This is a genomic window from Aurantiacibacter sp. KMU-128 (assembly GCF_056933515.1).
Genome location: NZ_JBXORT010000001.1, coordinates 2,766,121 through 2,784,983 on the forward strand (window position 1 = coordinate 2,766,121; position 18,863 = coordinate 2,784,983).

Below are 18,863 nucleotides of genomic sequence, written 5' to 3' on the forward strand. Positions count from 1 at the left end.
CCTAAGCCGCATTCCCGCCATCGCCGTAGCGGTAATACTGGTACTGGTAGGAGTAATCCTCCCCCACATCGAGCGCGCGGAATTTCGACAGCACGCCGCCGACCACGCGCGCGCCGCCTTCGCGCAGACGGCGGATGCTTGCGCGCGTGCGACCCGATGCCGCGCGGTTGGCTTCGATCACCAGCAGCGTCACATCGGCATGGCGTGAAATCAGCGGCGCATCGGCAATGCCCAGCACAGGCGAGCTATCGAGCAGGATCAGATCATAATGCTCGCGCTGCGCGGCGAGCAATTCGGCCAGCAGTCCCGAGGACAGGACTTCGACCGGATTGTCGGGAATCCGCTCGATCGGTAGCACATCAAGGCCCGCTTGCTCATGCGGCAGCAGCGCCTCTGCCAGTGCGACGCGACCATATAGCACGGCCAGCAGGCCTGATTCCGGCTTTGTCCCGCTGAACAGGCGCGCCAGCCGCGGGCGACGCATATCGGTATCGATCAGCAGCACCTTGCGCCCGACCATCGCAAACCGCCGGGCGAGCGCAATCGCCGTGGTGGTTTTGCCTTCGCCGCTTTCGCCGCTGGTGATGCTGATGATCTTGTGCCCTTCCCTGAGCACGTTGAAGTCCAGCGTGGCGCGGATGGCGGAATAGGCTTCGCTGACAGGGCTGAACCGGTCTTCTACCGCGTCGGCAAGGGTATCGGGATCGACATAGGGCGTCTGTCCGATGATCGGCAGGCCGAGCTTCTGTTCGACATCCTGCGCTGAGCGGATACGATCGTCGAAAATCTCTCGCAGCAGCGCAAGGCCCACCGCAAGCCCGATGCCGGCCACAAGGCCCGCCAGCAAATTGCGCAGCAGGTTCGGTTCAACCGCTCCGCCCGGCGCGATAGCCGGATCAATGCGGCTGATCGTGCTGGTCCCCAGATTGGCCGCCGACGATATCTGGTTGTAACGGTCGAGCAGGTTCGAAAGCTGGTAACGCAACGCCTGCGCATCGCGTTCGAGCAGATTGTATTGCACCCGCTCGTCCTGCTCCGCCAACGCGGAATTGGCCGAGCGTTCCAGCTCCCGCCCCAGCGCCGCCTCCTGCCGCTGTGCCACTTCGTAGGCGCTGCGGATAGAGCGGCGGATATCGGCCTCGGCGCGTGCCTTGCGCTCTTCGGTCTCGGCAATCTCGGCCACAACTTCGCGCAGATCGGGATAGTCGTCGAGATAACGCTGGCGCAATTGCGCTTCCCGCGCCCGCAAGTTGGCCAGCTGCGCAGCCAGCGCCTGCACCTGCGCGTTTTGCTGCACTTCGGGCAGTTGCGCGGCGGGCAATCCGGACACCGCCTGCCAGCGTTCCTGCGCGCGGATCCGGTCGGCGCGCGCCTCGCCATAGGCCTGGTTGACGCGGGCGAGATTGGTTGCGGTGAGCGTGGGCGCTGTGCCCGCCTCGCTGCTGTCGTCATCCTCCCCCGTGGCAATGCCCGGGCCGATAATCGCATTGCGCCGGGCAAAATCGATCGCCTCGCGTTCGGCCTCCTGCAAGCGGATGCGGGTGTCGGCGATCTGCTCTTCGAGAAATTCGCGGGCAAAAGCGTTGGTTTCCAGACCGCGCGCGACGTCCTGCCGCAGCAGGTTTTCGCTCAGCGAATTGGCAATGCTGGCGGCGAGCTGCGGATCGGTCGAGCGGAAGGCGAGGGTGATGACGCGCGAATCGTAAGGCACATCGGTGCTGACCCCGCCCTGCACGATCGCCGCCGCCGCACTGCGCCGTTCAGCCAACCACGCCTCGTCGCTTTTGCCCGAAGGCTGCCCGTCGCGCAGCATATCGCCCAGCAGCGCCTCATTATCCTCCAGCCCAAGATCCTCGACCACCGCCAGAGCGAGCGTGCGGCTTTCGGCAACCTCGGCAATCGTGCGCATCACCGCGCCCACTTCGTTGGCGGAGACATAGCGTTCGAGGTCGTCGCCGGTCACTGTCGCGCCGCTCGGCGGGTCATAACGGATCGTGGTTTGCGCTTCGTAGACCGGTGTCATCAGCAAAGTCAGGATCAGCGCCGCCAACGCGGTGAGCGCGGTGACAATCACCAGCACATAACGCTGCCGCCACAGGATGCCGCGGATCGAAGCAAAGGTAATCTCGCCAAGCGGCCCGCGTGCGGCTGCGCCAGACTCGCTCAGATAGCTGTCGAGAAAGGGGACGCTGCCTGCGGGATCGCTCTTTACCACTGCGCGCGCCGCCTAGAGATTGGTGAACAGGCCGAATACGGGGAGCGTCCGCAACAGATCCTGCCAGAATTGTGAAAGATTGTCGGTGCCGACAACGATCCGGTCGCCCGGTTGCAACACCGGATCGACCATTTGCCCGGCACGAACCGCGACATAGTCGAACCGCCCGACCTGCATCCCGTCCGCCGTTTCGCGAAAAATCGCCACATCGCGCAGATCGGACACCCGCGTCGCGCCCTCGGCCAGCGCCAGTCCGCCCGACAATCGCGTGCCGGGCGCAAACTGGTAGACGCCGGGAGTTTCGACCGAGCCTTCCACCGTCACCAGATGCGAGCCATAGGCCAGCACATTCACCGCCACGCGCGGATCGCGCAAATACCGCTCGCCCAGCCGCTCGGCGATCTCGCGCCCGACTTCGCCGCTGCTGCGGCCGGCCATTTGCACTTCGCCGATCAGCGGGACGGCGACGAGACCATCGGCAGAGATAAGCACGCTTTCGAGCGAGATATCCTCTTCGCCAAAAACGTTCACCGCCACCGAATCGCCGAGGCGCAGTACATAGGCTTCGACCATTGCGGGAGCAAATGTCACCTGGCCCAGTTCGGGGCTGACCACCGGATTGATCGCACCGGGCGGAACCGGCTGCGACGCGGCGCAAGCGGACACAGCCATCGCCATGGCGGCGGCACCCAAGCGCGAGATCTGTGTCCTGATGCGGAATGGCATGGTTGTTTCGGCGTCGCCTGTCGGTATTCCTGACACATTGCGTAGCGTAATCAATTGAGGCAGTGCAACGGCGCAAGAGGGATAAGCTGGGAGTTAGTCGGTGGGCGCGCTCTCCAAATCCCCCCGCGCGGCCCAAAAGCCGGAGAAAAGCGTGAGTTTTCCTGCCCTTCTCGGCATAGTGTCATATTGTGTAACCGCCGCTTTAGGTGGGCTTGCCGCGCGCGCCAGCGGGCAGAGGTTCTGGCTGTGGCTGGTGGTGGTCTTCCTCGCGCTAGCAGCATGGCGAATCGCCGGCGCAGAAGATGCCCTCCGCAACGCGATGCGCGGCCAGCTGGCGGTGCATGATCTCTATTCCGGCAGGCGCGTCATTCAGGCCGTACTGGCGGGCGTTGTCCTGCTGGCGGGTGCGGTATTGGCGGCAGCGCTGCGGCGGCGGCGCAAGCGGCTGGGCAAGCAACAGCGCGCGCGATGGTGGGCCGAGGCCGCGCTCGCAGGGCTGGGCGGGCTGATCCTGTTGCGGCTGATCTCCTTCTCTCCGCTCGACCGTCTGCTGTATGGCGGTCCGGTGCATCTCAACTGGTTTTTGGAAGGCGGGCTGGTGACGGTTTGCGCTCTTGCCGCATTCGCCGTCTGGCGGCGGCATGGCTGACATCGGCACCGCCAACGCACCACTCCTTTGCCTCGCTGCATCGGGCGGCGGGCACTTGCGGCAGTTGCTCGAAATGCGCTGCTTCTGGAGCGCCTATCCGCATTTCTTCGTGACCGAGGACACCGCGCTCGGGCGCTCGCTGGCGGAGCGGGAGGAGGTGCATTTCGTGCCGCATTTCGCGCTGGGGCAAGTGCGGCTGGGGCGCAAGCGGGCGATGTTGGCGGCCGCTTGGCAAAGCCTGTGGCGCTCGCTCACCATAGTCCGCGAAAAGCGCCCGCAATGGGTGATTACGACAGGGGCTGGCTCGCAGATCTTTGTCGTTCTGTGGGCGCGGCTATTCGGCGCGCGCATTGTGCTGATCGACAGTTTTGCGCGGTTCCATGCGCCAAGCGGCTTTGCGCGCGTCGCCCGCCATTTGGCGCATCACGTGATCGCACAGGCAGAGCCTGTGGGCAAAGCGCTGCGGGCAGAGGCCGTGTTCGATCCTATCGTATCAAGCACCAATCTGCCACCGGCCAAGGAACCGCTGCTCCTCGCCACTGTCGGCGCGACGCTCCCGTTCCCCCGGCTCGTTAGACTTGTGCATGAGGCGAAGGAGCAAGACCACATAACCGGGCGGGTGATCATACAAGCGGGCGAAGCAAGCGGTGCGAGCGGAGAAGGGCTTGACGTCGTCGCCACGCTTCCCGGCGAGCAGATGCAGGATGTGCTGCGTCGCGCCCGCATTGTTATCTGCCATGGCGGCACCGGATCGATCCTCGGCGCGCTGGAGCAGCATTGCCATGTGATCGTCATTCCCCGCCGTGCCGCTGCGGGGGAGCATTATGACGACCACCAGCGCGAAATCGCCGAGGCTTTCGCAGCGCGCGGTCTGGTGCAGGTGGCGCATGATGCGAAGAGCCTTGGCCAATGTCTTGCCGCCATCGAAACCCACTCGCCGCTGGCCGTGCGCAGCGATTATGGCGCACTTGGCGACTATTTGTGCCGCCTTATTGACGCTGCGGACACACCCCAAGCGCGATAGGGCGCGCTTTTGCCAAACCCGCGCTTGAAACTCCGGCGCAAATGCGCTTTTGCACCTGCGAACACCAAGGGGATCCCGAATGTCCAAGAAAGCTCTCATCACCGGCGTGACCGGACAGGACGGGGCCTATCTCTCGCATCTTCTGCTCGAAAAGGGATATGAAGTGCACGGCGTGAAGCGCCGTTCGTCCAGCTTCAACACCGGCCGGATCGAGGATATCTACCAAGACCCGCATGTCGATAACCAGCGGTTCCATCTGCATTATGGCGATCTGACCGACAGCACCAATCTGATCCGCATCATGCAGGAAGTGCAGCCGGACGAGGTCTACAATCTCGCCGCGCAAAGCCATGTTGCGGTCAGCTTCGAAACGCCCGAATACACCGCCAATGCCGATGCCATCGGCACGCTGCGGTTGCTGGAGGCGATCCGCATTCTGAAGCTGGAGAAAAAGACGCGCTTCTATCAGGCGTCCACCAGCGAACTTTACGGTCTGGTGCAGGAAGTACCGCAGCGCGAGACGACGCCTTTCTATCCGCGCAGCCCCTATGCCGCCGCGAAGCTCTACGCCTATTGGATCACCGTGAATTACCGCGAGGCTTACGGCATCCACGCCAGCAATGGCATTCTGTTCAACCATGAAAGCCCCTTGCGCGGCGAGACCTTCGTCACCCGCAAGATCACCCGTGCCGCCGCCGCGATTGCGCTGGGGCGGCAGGACAAGCTCTATCTCGGCAATCTCGATGCACAGCGCGACTGGGGCCATGCGCGCGAATATGTGCGCGGGATGTGGCTGATGGTGCAGCAGGACGAGGCGGATGATTACGTGCTCGCCACCGGCATCACCACCGAAGTGCGCGAATTTGTGCGCTGGGCGTTCGAGGATGCGGGCATTCCGGTGGAGTTTCGCGGCGAAGGTGTTGAGGAAAAGGGCTACGCGCTGAGCGATGGCCGCTGCCTGATCGAAGTCGACCCGCGCTATTTCCGCCCGACCGAAGTCGAATTGCTGCTGGGCGATCCGGCGAAGGCCAAGCAAAAACTCGGCTGGGAGCATGAAACCTCGCCGCGCGAGCTGGCGCGCGAAATGGTGCTCGCCGATCTCGAAGCGATGAAGGCCGAACCCATCGCGGGCTTCGACTGATGGCCTATGATCTGGCGGGCAAGCGGATTTATGTCGCGGGCCATAAAGGCATGGTCGGCAGCGCGATTGTGCGGCGGCTGGCATCGGAAAACTGCGAGGTTCTGACCAGCGACCGTGCCACCGATCTGCGCGAACAGGCGGCGGTTCGCGACTGGTTTGCCGCCAACTCGCCCGATGCCGTGGTGGTCGCTGCCGCCAAGGTCGGCGGCATCCTTGCCAACGACACCTATCCGGCGGAATTCCTCTACGACAATCTGATGATCGAGGCGAATGTGATCGAGGCGGCGCACCGCAATGGCGCGGAAAAGCTGCTCTTCCTCGGTTCCTCCTGCATCTACCCCAAGCTCGCCCCGCAGCCGATTCCGGAGGATGCGCTGCTGACCGGTCCGCTTGAGCCGACCAATGAATGGTACGCCATCGCCAAAATCGCCGGGATCAAGCTGTGCCAGGCCTACCGCCGGCAATATGGCAGCGATTTCATCAGCGCGATGCCGACCAATCTCTACGGCCCCGGCGACAATTTCGACCTCAAAAACAGTCACGTCCTCCCCGCGCTCATCCGCAAGGCCCATGAATCGAAAGAAGCGGGCGCAGAAACAATCGAGATCTGGGGCACCGGCTCCCCGCGCCGCGAATTTCTCCATGTCGACGATCTCGCCGATGGCTGCGTGTTTTTGCTGAAGAATTATTCGGGCGATGAACACGTCAATCTAGGCTCAGGCACCGACCTGCCGATCATCGAGCTGGCGCAAATGGTGTGCGAGGTGGTCGGCTTCACCGGCACCATCACCAAGGATACCAGCAAGCCCGACGGCACCCCGCGCAAGCTGATGAGCGGGGAGAAGATCGCCGCGATGGGCTGGAAACCGCAGATCGCACTGCGCGACGGGATCGCCGATGCCTACCGCGCCTTTCTGGCGGGTGAGCGCAAGAACTAGAACGCGCGCTCATGCCGCAGCACTTGCAGCGTGCGCGCCAGAATCGCCATATCGCGCCACAGGCTCCAGCCCTGCATATATTCCAGATCAGCGAGCAGGCGGCTCGTCAAATCGGCCTCGCAATCGGTCGCGCCGCGCAGGCCGCGCACTTGGGCGAGGCCGGTGAGGCCGGGCCGCAGGCCATGGCGCTGCCAGTAGGTGTCATCGACTTGCCAGAACAGCTTCTGCCCCGCCTTTGAACCCAGCGCGTGCGGGCGCGGGCCGACCATGCTCATATCGCCTTTGAGCACATTGATCAGCTGCGGCAGCTCATCGATACTGGTTCGGCGAATGAAGCGCCCGACCCGCGTAACCCTCGCATCATCCTTGGCTGCAGATTGTGCGCCTGTGGCGTCACCCTCGCGCATCGAGCGGAATTTGAGGATATCGAACAGCCGGTTGCCGCGGCCCATGCGTTGTTGCACGAACAGCACCGGCCCGCCATCCTCCAGCTTGATGAGCAGCGCGGTGACCAGCAGCAGCGGCGAGAGCAGCACCAGGCCCAGACCCGACACCGCCAAATCGAACAACCGCTTCGCCACCCGTGCCCGAATGCCCATCTGCCCGGCGGAAACCTTGAGCGCGGAAACGCCCGCTTCCTCGTGATGGACGACGCCAATCGCCCCGATCTCGCGGACCAGCTGGTGGGTGACCTCGCCGTGAATTCCTGTGCCCTTGAGCACCTGCGCCCAGGCCGCGCGGGTGGCAGCGGGGCAGGAGACGATGACCTGGTCCATATTGCGCAGATAGCGACTCAGCCGGTCAAGCGCCTGCGGATCGTTCAGGTCGGGCACAAGGCCATGCTCGCCCGCATCGATATGCAGCGCGTGGGCCAGCACCAGCGGCGGACCGCCCGCCAGCAGCACCAGCCGGTTCTGCGCCGTGCCACCCCAGCGCCGCCGTACGAAACGCACCATGGCGATCCGCGACAGCACGATGGGAACAATCGCGCTGGCCAGCCCCACTGCGAAGACCATGCGCGAGAGCTCGGCATTGCTCTTGGCGAAAAAGGCCAAGAGGTTGAGCAGCGCCGCCGACAGCACCAGTGCGACGACCGCGCGTAGCGATGTCGCCTGCCAATCGGTCAGCGCGCGGCGCGAATAGGTGCCGTTATACAGTGCAAGCGTCAGATAAAGCGGCAGGATGATATAGGCCGAGACCATCCCGCGTCCAAGCAGCGACCAGTTTGCGATCGTTTGGAAATAGAGCACCGAGACGGCGAAGAACGTCGCCAGAATAATCACCACATCGCCCGCCAGCAGCGCCAGATAGGCCTGCAAACGCTTGCGTTCGAGCGAGGGGAGAAGTCCGGATTTGGGCGCGAGCGGAAGCGGCCATCCGGCTGTATCGTTGGCCGGGCTCCATGACGTCTCCGCACCGGTTTCCGTCGCCGGATAGGGCGTGGCGGCATCGAAATCGCGGCTGTGCGCGGTGTCGTCCATTGTCTTTGTCGCCCTAACGCGGCGCAGCGCCGCATCTCTAAGGGGAACTACCTACTCCAATGGAGATGAAGATTCACGAAATCGCTTAGGGTTTTACGCAGTTTTACGGGTGAAGCGGGCCAAGTATGCGCCAAATCAGCGCCGCGTGGCGGCGTAGCGGGCTATTTGCGTCAGTTCGCGGGCCAGCAAAAGCTCTGCCGTCTGGCTGTTGGCGAGCAGCGAGCGGTGGAGGTCGGCAAGGCGCGGGACGAGCCGCTCCAGCTTGCCGCCGCTCCAGCGCATCAGCTGGTCGCCGACTTCGCGGTGCTCTTTGAAAAATACGCCATTGGCGCGCAGAAAGCTCTTCATATCGTCCCCGCGCCGCAGCCGGGGCGCGAGTGTGGCGAGTTGCACCGCGCGCCGTTCCAGCGCCAGCACCACCGCGACAGGATTGAGCGACACTTCGCGCATCCGCGCCAGTTCGCCGGGCAGCTTGCCCAGCTCGCCGCCCAGCGCGGCATTGACGAGCGGCATGAAGCCATCCTCCTCGGTGCTCGCGCCAATCGCGTCCCATGCCGCCTGATCGGCGCGCTTGGGCGACTGCGGGGAGGCATCGAGATAGAGCGCGAGCTTGTCCACTTCGGACTGCGCCAGCCGCACATCGAGCCCCGCCGCGCGGGCGATGGTTTCGGCAAGCGCGCCTTCCAGCCGCATTCCGGCCGCATCGGCCATGGCCCGCACATCGCTTGTTACCGAGCCGAGATCGGGCGGATAGAAAATCCCCACCAGCGCATCGTCGCGGTTCAGCAGCAGTTTGGCACTGCGCGATTTGTCGGTGGCGGCGGTGGCAATGATGAAGATCGGCCAGCTTTCGCTCGCCTCGCCCCGGTCCACCAGTTCGCACCAGCTTTCCATCGCGGCGAGCGCATCCTCGCCCGACACGCGGGCGACGATATAGCGCGAATCGCCGAACAGCGAGGTGGAGCGCGCTTCGTCCACCAGCCGTGCGGGATCGGATTTGAGATCGCCGCCCGACAAATCGACCCGCTCGCCCGCATCGGGCAGGGCTTCAATGATTTTGGCAGCGGCGGCAGAAGCGCCCGCCTCATCTTGTCCGCACAGGAAGAACAGGCGGCATTTGCCGCCCGCCCGCTTGGCGGTTTGCAGAAAATCGCGATTGCTGGCCTTCACTGCTCCTGCTCGCGCAGCACGCGCGTCAGGCGGACCACGATCTGGTCGGCAACGTCCTCGGCAAGGTTTTCCAGCGCGGTCTGTTCGGCGGCGATGGTCGCAAATTCGCTGCCCACGACATCGATCCCCGCATCCGAACCGGCGGTCGCATCGACCAGAATTGTGTCGGTGGCGATATCCACCAGCTGATAGCGCGCGCGCAAGGTGCGTCGTTCGCGCCCGATGGTGTCGTCGGTGAGGAGGCCAAAGCCTTCGAGCGTATCGTCGAGCACGATATCCAGCCGGTAACGCGCACTTCCGCCATTCGCGCCGCGCCCCAGCCGGTCTTCGAGCGCATTCTTGACCAGCCAGCCTTCGTCACCGGGGATCGGCGCAACTTCGACATCGGCCAGCCCGCGCGCAATCACGCCCTGAGAGCCGCCCGCATAGATCGGCTGGAGGCCGCAGGCCGGGGCAAGCAGGAGTACGGGCACGAGCACCAGCAGCCGCAATGCGCCGCCTATCCCACTTCCGTCATGCTGAACTTGTTTCAGCATCCATCTATCCTTCCTGGCTCCGCTCTTTGTGGCGCAATGGATCCTGAAACAGGTTCAGGATGACAATAAGGTGCCGTAGCGATCACGTAACGATATTCACCAGCCTGTCAGGCACCACGATCACCTTGCGAATGGCCGCACCATCGATCGAACGCTGGACTTTCTCGCTGCCGAGCGCAAGCGCTTCCAAATCCTCTTTCGACGATCCCTTGGGCGCGGTGAGCGTGTCGCGCAGCTTGCCCATATGCTGGACGGCGATGGTCACTTCGTCTTCCACCAGCAGCGCCGGATCGACTTCGGGCCACGCGGCTTCGGCGACCAGCCCGATGCCCAGATTGAACTGCGCGCGCGCTTCTTCGGCGAGATGCGGCATCATCGGCGAGACAAGGATCGCCAGTTTGCGTATCGCATCGGAGCGGGTGGACGAAAGCTCGGCCTTCTCCACCGCGCCCACCAGCTCGTAAATCCGCGCCACGGCCTTGTTGAAGGACAGCGCTTCGATATCCTCTGCCACCGCCGCCACCGTCTGGTGGAGCTTGCGGTCGAGCGCCTTGTCGTAATTCGCATCGGCTCCGGCCCCGCCATTACCGCATTGCGCGAACAGCCGCCACAGGCGCTGGACGAACCGCCCGCAGCCTTCGATCCCCGCTTCGGACCACGGCAGATCTCGCTCTGGCGGGCTGTCGGAGAGCATGAACCAGCGCACCGCATCGGCACCGTAATCGCGGATGATGTCTTCGGGGTCGACGACGTTTTTCTTCGACTTCGACATTTTGATGACTTTGCCGATATCGACCTTCTGGCCATCGGCGCTGAGCACCGCGCCATCGCTCGACCGCTCGACTTCGGCGGGCGTGAAATAGACATCGCGCCCGTCGATCTTGCGGCTGTAAGTCTCGTGCGTCACCATGCCCTGCGTGAACAGGCTGGCGAAGGGTTCCTGCACATCGAGCTTGCCGACATGGGCGAGCGCACGCGTCCAGAACCGCGCATACAGCAGATGCAGGATCGCGTGTTCGATCCCGCCAATATACTGGCCGACAGGCATCCACTTGGCGACTTCTTCGGCATCGAAGGGCTTGTCCGCCGGCTGGCTCGCAAAGCGCAGGAAATACCAGCTCGAATTGACGAAAGTGTCGAGCGTATCGGTCTCGCGCTCCGCCGCGCCGCCGCATTTGGGGCACGCGACGTTCTTCCATGTCGGATGGCGCAGCAGCGGATTGCCCGGCTGCTCGAACGAGACATCTTCGGGGAGTTCGACCGGCAATTGCTCCTTGGGCACCGGTACCACGCCGCAAGTCTCGCAATGGATGAAGGGGATGGGCGTCCCCCAATAGCGTTGCCGCGAAACGCCCCAGTCGCGCAGGCGCCAGACGGTGGTGCCCTTGCCCCAGCCTTCGCTTTCCGCACGGCGGATCACTTCGGCCTTCGCATCCTCAACGCTCTTGCCATCGAGGAAGTCCGAATTGACGAGAACGCCCTCGCCCGCCTCCGCTTCGCCATCGAAGGGCTTGTCCGCTTCCTCGGCCGAGGAGGCGACAACGCGCGGGATTGGCAGTCCGTATTTGCTGGCAAATTCGAAGTCACGCTGGTCGTGCCCCGGCACCGCCATGATCGCGCCGGTGCCGTAATCCATCAGCACGAAATTGGCGATGTAGAGCGGCAGGTCGGCGCCGGTGAAGGGATGCTTGGCAGTAATGCCGGTGTCAAAGCCGAGCTTTTCCGCCGTTTCCAGCTCTGCCGCCGTGGTTCCGCCCTTCTTGCACAAAGCAATAAATTCGCGCGCCGCGTCGCTATCCAGCGCCTGCGCCACCGGATGGTCCGCAGCCACCGCAACAAAGCTCGCGCCGCAAATCGTGTCGGGCCGCGTGGTGTAAACGGGCAGCTTCCCGCCATTCGAAAGGTCGAAGGAAAACTCCAGCCCCTGCGATTTGCCAATCCAGTTTTCCTGCATCAGCCGCACCTTTTGCGGCCAGTCCTCCAGCGTGCCGAGCCCGTCGAGCAGATCCTCGGCAAAGTCGGTGATCTTGAGGAACCACTGGTTGAGCTTGCGCTTCTCGACCTCGGCACCCGAACGCCAGCCTTTGCCGTCGATCACCTGCTCGTTCGCCAGCACCGTCATATCGACGGGGTCCCAGTTCACTTCGCTTTCCTTGCGGTAGACGAGGCCTGCATTGAACAGGTCGATAAACAGCGCCTGTTCGTGGCCGTAATAGCTCGCATCGCAGGTGGCGAATTCGCGGCTCCAGTCGAGCGCGAAGCCCAATTGCTTGAGCTGGCCCTTCATCGTGGCGATATTGTCATATGTCCAGCCGCCGGGGTGGACGCCCTTTTCCATCGCCGCGTTCTCGGCAGGCATACCGAAGGCATCCCAGCCCATCGGGTGGAGCACTTCAAAACCCTGCATCTTGCGATAGCGCGCAAGCACATCGCCCATCGTGTAATTGCGCACATGGCCGATATGGATGCGCCCGCTGGGATAGGGAAACATCTCCAGCACATAGGATTTGGGCTTGGCAGAGGCGCTGTCGGCTTCGAAACAGCGCGCTTCGTCCCACGCCTTTTGCCAGCGCGCGTCGGCAGTCGCCGGATCGAACCGGACCTGGAATTTTTCGCTACTCATGGGACGTCCCCCTAGCGGGACTTAGTCGATGGTGGAACGCCGAATATCGCGCGCGGTGGTGAGGATGATGTCCTCCAGCCGCTGCACCGTGGCCGCCGCCACCGGCGCATCGACCCACTGGCCGCCTTGGAGCACCTGCCGCGTGGCGTTCACGCGCAAAGCGTCAGCGCGCAGCGTCTGGTCGAGAATGGTCACCGAAATGCTCACCCGCTCATTGGGGTTTTCCGGCTGGCTGTACCAGTCGGTAATCAGCACGCCGCCCGCGCTGTCCGCCGTGGTCAGCCGCGCGAAGGACAGGGTTTCGAGGCTGGCGCGCCAGAGATAGGAATTGACGCCGATCGTCGTGGTTTGCGCCGCTGCCAGATCGGTGCGCAACCGCTCGTCACTGCCGCCGCCGCACGCGACAAGGCCAAACGCCGCCGCCGAGCAAAGCGCCGCATTGGCGAAAGAGCGGAAAGTGAAGTGTGCCATCATGAAAACCCGTCAAAACCTTTCGTGCGGGGCGATTATGCCCGCGCTGTGCTGCCTCTATACTCACCGGGCCGCGCGCGGCAAGGCGCAGCAGTATGAGAGGCGGGCAAATGCACCCAAACGGCGTGAATGCGCGCTTAATAGTGCGTCGATTGCGCTGCCTGACGCGTTAAGGGGTTGTGGGCGCAGCGCAACACTTGTCAAAAAGTGGGACACCGGCCGAAGGAATTCTGGAAAATCAGCCGCCGAAGTCGTACCGGTGTCATTGTGTCTGCAAACCTTTGAGTCGCGCTGGCGTATTCATTGTGTGTGCAGCAGGGGAGAGATAACAGGTCCGCATGAGCAATCTGGGCAGAAAATTGGCACGAAAGAAGCTGGCGCTCGCTGCGTCGGCTACGCTCGTTGCTGCCGCTCTGCCAAGCTCGGTCTTCGCCGTGGGCGCGCTTTCGAGCGGGAGCAGGACGGAAGTTGCGCAGTTTGTGTTCACGCCGGCCGCCGCCGACCCCGAAATTGCAGAACTGGTGGCACGCAGCGGGGCTGGTCAGGCCCAGATGCTGCGCTTTACCCCTGCCGGAGCAACCGCGCCCGGGCCGGAACGTTCGGTCACCGCGGCAGTACGCGTTGACCAGCAGACAGCGCAGGCGCTTTCCGGTGCCAATGGTGCGGCCAGCAGCAGTGCGGGGGCGGGTTTGCGGATTGCGCCTTTGCGTTACAATCTCGGCATCGCCCGCGGCTACGGCAATTTCGTTCCGGCAACGGCCAGCGCACCTGCGCGTTTGACGACGCCGAATGCGCCTGTGCTTTCGCGTCGCCTGAGCGAAGCCGATCTGCCCGAGCTTAGCTCCTACGCCCCGCGCCGCACCGGCGATGGCGAGGAAAGCCGCTTCGCCGCCCGCGTCGCGCTGGAAGAAGGCCGCTCCGCCACCGCGCGCGAGGCACAAAACTCGGTCAGCGACCAGCTGCTCGATGTCGGTGGTAGTTTCCGCCTCACCAACAATATCGATCTGACCGCCGGTGTCCGGGTCGAACAGGATCGCGACATCGTGCCGCTGCCTGATGTGGACCAGCAGGACAGCCAGGCCGTCTATATCGGCACGCAATTCCGCTTCTAAGCAGCAGGAAATTCGTATTCCAAACCCCGCTCCGGCGGGGTTTTTCTTTGCTCCTGCGACAAGCCGTGTCCTAAGAACAGGGCAACGACTCGAACAAATGGGAGAAAAACGTATGGCACGTGTTGCAGTGGTCACCGGCGGAACGCGCGGTATCGGCAAGGCGATTTGCGAATCGCTGAAAGCGGACGGTTTTACCGTTGTCGCCAGCTATGCCGGGAATGACGACGCGGCCAAGCGCTTCACCGAGGAAACCGGCATCGCGACCTACAAATTCGATGTGGGCGACCACGAAGCCACTTTGGCCGCCTGCAGCAAGATCGCCGACGAGATCGGCCCGATCGATGTCGTGGTCAACAATGCCGGGATCACCCGCGATGGCACGCTGATGCGCATGAGCCTGCAGGATTGGGAAGACGTGATGCGCACCAATCTGGGCGGATGCTTCAACATGGCGAAAGCCACGTTCGAAGGCATGAAAGACCGCAAATGGGGCCGCATCATCAATATCGGCTCGATCAACGGGCAGGCGGGGCAATATGGCCAGGTCAACTATGCCGCCGCCAAATCGGGCATTCACGGATTCACCAAGGCACTGGCACAGGAAGGCGCGCGCTACGGCATCACCGTGAACGCGATCGCGCCGGGCTATATCGACACCGACATGGTCGCCGCCGTGCCGGAAAATGTGCTCGAGAAGATCGTCGCCAAGATCCCCGTCGGCCGCCTCGGCCAGGCGAGCGAAATTGCCCGCGGCGTGAGCTTCCTCGCTTCGGAAGAAGGCGCGTTCATCACCGGATCGACGCTGTCGATCAATGGCGGGCAGCATATGTATTGAGCGTGGCGGACCGCTACCTCACAGCGGCGGTCCATCCTGCCAGTCGCGATGCGCTGCGCGAGCAGCTGGAGCAGGTTTTCGGTGTCCGCCTCGAACACCGCGAAAGCTCGCATTATGCCGATCTCTACCTGCTCTGGCCGCCCGCGCGGGCGGGCTGGGCGGAGCGGTTGCGCAAGCCTGCATCACCTCCGTTTGCCAAGCTCAAGGCCACCCCAAACGCCGCACCGGGCGAGGACGAACCGTATTGCACAGACTATAGCCTGAACCACTGGATGCTCGAATTCACGCTTGCGCCAGAGCACGACAAAGCAGCGGTTTTGCAAGGGCTCGCAGCTATCGGAGCAGAAGTCGTAGCGTGAGCGAAATCCTGCGCGGCGCAAGCCCCCCTTGCCAGCGAAGAGGGCGCGTTACGGCCCGGCATCTTCTGTGCCCGCTGGCTCCCTTTGCGCACTGAATTCGTAAAACAGCGCCGAGGCTGCCCAGATGCCGAGCGTCACCAGCAAATGGTCGGTCACCCCCTCGATCACCACCTGGATGCGGAACAGGTAGTAATAGCCCGCCAGCGCCACGATCAGCTGCACCGCCGACAGAATGCGGCGTTTGGAATAGGACACGATCAGGATCAGCGCGATAAGCGCCGAAGTGAGCAGCAGCACATAAGCATAATCGCGCAAGGGAAGCTCTTGCATCGACGAGAAGTTCACCCCGATAATCGCGCCGAAAAAAATGTTCAGCGCATTGATCGAAGCGCGATATTCCTCGGGCCGCAGCGAACCCATGCCGAAAAAGCGGCGCGCCCATAATTTCGCCTTGCCGCTATGCGACGAAATTTCTGTCATGCCCGGCTCCCCTTATTGCTGCAACGCCGGGCGCAACACTAAGGGGAGCAACGGGCCTGCTCAAGTCATTCGAGAAACACGCCGACCGCGCGCCAGTCGCCGTCTTCCTCTACCAGCGTCACCGTTTCGGTGGCGGGTTCCGCGCGGTTCTCGAACGTCGTTGTGAAGCGAACGGTGGTGTAGGCTTCGGGCGTGGGCGGCGTGTCGACGCCGATCAGGCGGCGCGCGCGTGTTGCACCGAGCGGTTCGCGTACACTGCGCACCACCCGCGCCCACACTTCGGCGGTGTTGAGCGACCGGAAACGCGCAGCGGTCAGCGCGTAACTTCCTGCCGTATCCCCTTCATCGACCAGTTCCAGCCACGCGCGCGCCGCCGCTTCGGCCTCGGTCGCGCGCGTCTGTTCGGCGGGTTCGGGCATATTGCTGGCGGCGGGAATGAAGCCCAGCACAAGGCTCGCAAAGAATATCAACATGACAGGCACTCCTGCGATGACGGGGAAAAGGGCAATCCTTTTCCTCGCGCCGCCATCGTCTGCCTCGCCTTCTGCCGTGCCCGATGCCCCCTCTGCTTCCCCCAAATTCTTGTATACAAGCGAATGGGGGTGCGCGCCGTCATGTTCCAGCAGCACGCGCGCCGCTTCCTTGCTGCTGGTGACAGAGAGCTTGCGCCGCGCATTGCGCAGCCGCTCGTTCACCGTATGCACCGATAGCGCAAGCTCGCCCGCCATCGATTTGGCATCATGACCGAGCAGAATAAGACGCAGCGCCTCTTTCTCCTTTTCGGAGAGCGTATCGACATTCTCTGCCATTGCGCTTGGCTAAGCGCGGGGCCATCAATGTGCCACCCCGAAAAATTCGTAGGTGCGCAAGGCTGCAAGATGAGCGAGATTTACCACCCCCCGGTCAAACGCTCGGTCGAGATTGCGGGGCACAAGACCTCGATCAGCCTCGAACCGTTGTTCTGGGATGTGCTGCGCAGCTGTGCCGCGCGCGAGGGATTGCCGCTCAATGCGCTGATCGCGCGGATCGATGCCGAGCGGCTGGAGGCCGAACGCCCGCCCGGCCTCGCCACCGCCGTGCGGCTATGGTGTGCGGCCGAGCTGCAAGAGCGCGATCGGGCGGATTAGCTTTCGTCGTCGATCATATCCCACGTATCGCCATAAGTATCGTCCCCGCCGCTATCGAGCAGCCCGTCATCGCGCGCCTTTTCAAACAGTTTGAACCCGGCAAAGGCCAGGCCCGCCAGCGCGGCAATCCGTATCCACATCGCAATATCCTCCTGTTCAACGCTAACGCATGAAAGCGTCTTTGGTTCTGTCAAAGCCGATCACAGATGAAGCGGGGCTGACCGTTACGCTGCCGTGATAAGCGGCATTGACCCTGCCGCCGCTGGCGCGCAGTAAAGCGGGCATGAGCAATCGCAAACCGATCCGCAAAGCCGTGTTCCCCGTTGCCGGGCTCGGCACCCGCTTTCTCCCCGCCACCAAGGCGATCCCCAAGGAATTGCTGCCGATCGTCGACAAGCCGCTGATCCAGTATGCAGTGGATGAGGCGCGCGAGGCGGGGATCGAGCAGATGATCTTCGTCACCGGGCGCGGCAAAACCGCCATCGTCGAACATTTCGATGTCGCCTACGAGCTGGAAACCACCATGACCGAGCGCGGCAAGGATCTGGCCGTGCTCGATTCGAGCCGCTTTACCCCCGGCGATATCATCACCGTGCGCCAGCAAGTGCCGCTGGGCCTGGGCCATGCGATCTGGTGCGCGCGCGCTATTGTGGGGGACGAGCCCTTTGCCATCCTGCTGCCCGATGAAATGATGGTCGCCAATGCCAATGGCGGCAAAGGCTGTATGGCGCAGATGGTCGAGGCCTATGAGGAGGTCGGCGGCAATCTCATCTCGGTGCTCGAAGTGCCGCATGAAGCGGTGTCGAGCTACGGCGTGATTGATCCGGGTGCGGAATCGGGCGCGCTGACCGAAGTCAAAGGCCTCGTTGAAAAGCCGCCGGTGGACGAAGCGCCTTCGAACAAGATCATATCCGGCCGCTATATCCTCCAGCCCGAAGTGATGCGTACGCTGGAAACGCAGGGCAAGGGTGCGGGCGGCGAAATCCAGCTGACCGATGCGATGGCGCAGATGATCGGCAACCAGCCGTTCCACGCGGTGACCTTCAATGGCCGCCGCTTCGACTGCGGCAGCAAGGCAGGCTTTGTCGAAGCGACGCTGGCGCTGGCGCTGGAGCGCGAGGATATGGGCGCCGAAGTGCGCGCGATTGCCGAGCGGTTGCTGGCGCAATAGGCCATTTCCGCAATCCGGATACGAAAAAGGCGGACCGCGCGGCCCGCCTTTTTCGTATCAGCGATGTGAAGAGGTCTTACTCTTCGGGGCCGCCGCGCGCTGCTGCCGCGCCGTAATCGAATTCGAGATTGGCGGTCATGTAGGGGATCGGGTTCACCGGCGTGCCGCTGACGCGGACTTCGTAATGCAGGTGGGGGCCGGTCGAACGTCCGGTCGAGCCGACATAGCCGATCAGCTGGCCCATGCGCACCTGCTGCCCGGGAACAACGGTATAGCTGGAGAGGTGGGCATAACGGGTTTCGATATCGCCGCCATGCTCGATCTGCACATAATTGCCATACGAGCTGTAATATTGCGCCATTTCGACAAGGCCATCGGCGGTGGCGTAAACCGGGGTGCCGCGCGGCGCGGCGAGATCGACGCCATTGTGGCGGGCGCGGCGTTGCAAGATCGGGTGGTCGCGCATCCCGTAGCCGCTGGTGAGGCGGGCATCGCTCAACGGCATGATCTGCGGCACGGACACCATAACGCGGGTGGGAGCGGGGGGAATGACATCGCCGGTGGTCGACACCACGCCGCCATCTTCGAGCGCTTCCCAGCTGGCGAACAGTTCGGAAAATTCCTCATCCGGGCCGGCTTCGTCAACCGCAGTGAGATCGAGCACGCCATCGGCGAGAACGGTGGGGTCGGCGGAAACAACCGGATCGTTCGCAAGCGCGGGTGACGACAGCATCACAGCGCCGGCTGCGAGAATTCCAGTGATCTTGACGAGCATACGATCCCTTTTTCTTCGTTGTCAGACGCT

21 protein-coding genes are annotated in these 18,863 nt (G+C 63.3%); 9 read left to right on the forward strand and 12 right to left on the reverse strand.

Annotated elements, in window-relative coordinates; translation table 11 throughout:
- Position 1: 1 nt before the first annotated feature.
- Entirely contained in the window at positions 2-2,215 is a 2,214-nt protein-coding gene (locus ACS0VV_RS13545; protein ID WP_483533220.1) for a GumC family protein, read from the reverse strand.
- A gap of 12 nt (positions 2,216-2,227) precedes the next feature.
- A complete protein-coding gene (locus ACS0VV_RS13550; RefSeq protein ID WP_483533221.1) occupies positions 2,228-2,941 on the reverse strand; it encodes a polysaccharide biosynthesis/export family protein in 714 nt (237 codons plus the stop codon).
- A gap of 151 nt (positions 2,942-3,092) precedes the next feature.
- Between ACS0VV_RS13550 and ACS0VV_RS13555 the strand changes: the two genes are divergently transcribed.
- The 4 genes from ACS0VV_RS13555 (at position 3,093) to fcl (ending at position 6,693) form a co-directional block, all read left to right on the forward strand.
- A complete protein-coding gene (locus ACS0VV_RS13555; RefSeq protein ID WP_483533222.1) occupies positions 3,093-3,590 on the forward strand; it encodes a hypothetical protein in 498 nt (165 codons plus the stop codon).
- Entirely contained in the window at positions 3,583-4,614 is a 1,032-nt protein-coding gene (gene welK / locus ACS0VV_RS13560) for a beta-1,4-glucuronosyltransferase WelK (protein ID WP_483533223.1), read from the forward strand. Before ACS0VV_RS13555 ends, welK begins: the two co-directional genes overlap by 8 nt.
- Before the next feature lie 79 nt (positions 4,615-4,693).
- A complete protein-coding gene (gene gmd, locus ACS0VV_RS13565) occupies positions 4,694-5,755 on the forward strand; it encodes a GDP-mannose 4,6-dehydratase (RefSeq protein WP_483533224.1) in 1,062 nt (353 codons plus the stop codon).
- Positions 5,755-6,693: a GDP-L-fucose synthase gene (fcl, locus tag ACS0VV_RS13570; protein ID WP_483533225.1), complete on the forward strand. Its 939-nt coding sequence runs from the start codon at positions 5,755-5,757 to the stop codon at positions 6,691-6,693. The genes gmd and fcl overlap by 1 nt, the downstream gene beginning before the upstream one ends.
- Here fcl and ACS0VV_RS13575 read toward each other — a convergent pair.
- The 5 genes from ACS0VV_RS13575 to ACS0VV_RS13595 all read right to left on the reverse strand — a co-directional run bounded on the left by ACS0VV_RS13575 (position 6,690) and on the right by ACS0VV_RS13595 (position 12,974).
- Positions 6,690-8,174: an exopolysaccharide biosynthesis polyprenyl glycosylphosphotransferase gene (locus ACS0VV_RS13575; protein ID WP_483533226.1), complete on the reverse strand. Its 1,485-nt coding sequence runs from the start codon at positions 8,172-8,174 to the stop codon at positions 6,690-6,692. The genes fcl and ACS0VV_RS13575 overlap by 4 nt on opposite strands.
- 135 nt (positions 8,175-8,309) lie before the next feature.
- Complete coding sequence (gene holA, locus ACS0VV_RS13580) at positions 8,310-9,344, reverse strand: DNA polymerase III subunit delta (protein WP_483533227.1); 1,035 nt, start codon at positions 9,342-9,344, stop codon at positions 8,310-8,312.
- The gene (gene lptE, locus ACS0VV_RS13585; protein ID WP_483533228.1) at positions 9,341-9,880 is read right to left on the reverse strand and encodes an LPS assembly lipoprotein LptE; all 540 of its coding nucleotides are present in this window, start codon (positions 9,878-9,880) and stop codon (positions 9,341-9,343) included. Before lptE ends, holA begins: the two co-directional genes overlap by 4 nt.
- 82 nt (positions 9,881-9,962) lie before the next feature.
- Complete coding sequence (leuS, locus tag ACS0VV_RS13590) at positions 9,963-12,503, reverse strand: leucine--tRNA ligase (protein WP_483533229.1); 2,541 nt, start codon at positions 12,501-12,503, stop codon at positions 9,963-9,965.
- A gap of 21 nt (positions 12,504-12,524) precedes the next feature.
- Complete coding sequence (locus tag ACS0VV_RS13595) at positions 12,525-12,974, reverse strand: DUF3576 domain-containing protein (RefSeq protein WP_483533556.1); 450 nt, start codon at positions 12,972-12,974, stop codon at positions 12,525-12,527.
- A 338-nt stretch (positions 12,975-13,312) separates the two neighbouring features.
- Between ACS0VV_RS13595 and ACS0VV_RS13600 the strand changes: the two genes are divergently transcribed.
- The 3 genes from ACS0VV_RS13600 (at position 13,313) to ACS0VV_RS13610 (ending at position 15,280) form a co-directional block, all read left to right on the forward strand.
- Positions 13,313-14,086: a hypothetical protein gene (locus ACS0VV_RS13600; protein ID WP_483533230.1), complete on the forward strand. Its 774-nt coding sequence runs from the start codon at positions 13,313-13,315 to the stop codon at positions 14,084-14,086.
- A gap of 112 nt (positions 14,087-14,198) precedes the next feature.
- On the forward strand, positions 14,199-14,921 hold the full coding sequence (gene phbB, locus ACS0VV_RS13605; protein ID WP_483533231.1) for an acetoacetyl-CoA reductase: 723 nt from the start codon (positions 14,199-14,201) through the stop codon (positions 14,919-14,921).
- Positions 14,922-14,923: 2 nt separating this feature from the next.
- Positions 14,924-15,280, forward strand: a complete 357-nt coding sequence (locus ACS0VV_RS13610; RefSeq protein ID WP_483533232.1) for a hypothetical protein — start codon at positions 14,924-14,926, stop codon at positions 15,278-15,280.
- A gap of 48 nt (positions 15,281-15,328) precedes the next feature.
- On the opposite strand, the gene ACS0VV_RS13615 is transcribed toward ACS0VV_RS13610, so the two are convergent.
- Positions 15,329-15,760, reverse strand: coding sequence for a hypothetical protein (locus ACS0VV_RS13615; protein WP_483533233.1), 432 nt, complete (start codon positions 15,758-15,760; stop codon positions 15,329-15,331).
- Between the two features lie 65 nt (positions 15,761-15,825).
- A complete protein-coding gene (locus ACS0VV_RS13620; protein ID WP_483533234.1) occupies positions 15,826-16,569 on the reverse strand; it encodes a DUF4019 domain-containing protein in 744 nt (247 codons plus the stop codon).
- 69 nt (positions 16,570-16,638) lie between these two features.
- Between ACS0VV_RS13620 and ACS0VV_RS13625 the strand changes: the two genes are divergently transcribed.
- A complete protein-coding gene (locus tag ACS0VV_RS13625) occupies positions 16,639-16,887 on the forward strand; it encodes a ribbon-helix-helix domain-containing protein (protein WP_483533235.1) in 249 nt (82 codons plus the stop codon).
- Here the strand turns inward: ACS0VV_RS13625 and ACS0VV_RS13630 are convergent.
- Together ACS0VV_RS13630 and ACS0VV_RS13635 are read right to left on the reverse strand one after the other, a co-directional pair.
- Complete coding sequence (locus ACS0VV_RS13630) at positions 16,884-17,027, reverse strand: hypothetical protein (protein WP_483533236.1); 144 nt, start codon at positions 17,025-17,027, stop codon at positions 16,884-16,886. The two genes, ACS0VV_RS13625 and ACS0VV_RS13630, sit on opposite strands and share 4 nt — an antisense overlap.
- Before the next feature lie 22 nt (positions 17,028-17,049).
- Positions 17,050-17,172, reverse strand: coding sequence for a hypothetical protein (locus ACS0VV_RS13635; RefSeq protein WP_483533237.1), 123 nt, complete (start codon positions 17,170-17,172; stop codon positions 17,050-17,052).
- Here ACS0VV_RS13635 and galU point away from each other — a divergent pair.
- A complete protein-coding gene (gene galU, locus ACS0VV_RS13640; protein WP_483533238.1) occupies positions 17,171-18,058 on the forward strand; it encodes a UTP--glucose-1-phosphate uridylyltransferase GalU in 888 nt (295 codons plus the stop codon). The genes ACS0VV_RS13635 and galU overlap by 2 nt on opposite strands.
- A 76-nt stretch (positions 18,059-18,134) precedes the next feature.
- Here galU and ACS0VV_RS13645 read toward each other — a convergent pair whose 3' ends face one another.
- Positions 18,135-18,791 (reverse strand): M23 family metallopeptidase, encoded by a 657-nt coding sequence (locus tag ACS0VV_RS13645; RefSeq protein ID WP_483533239.1) that lies wholly within the window; start codon positions 18,789-18,791, stop codon positions 18,135-18,137.
- Between the last annotated feature and the right edge of the window lie 72 nt (positions 18,792-18,863).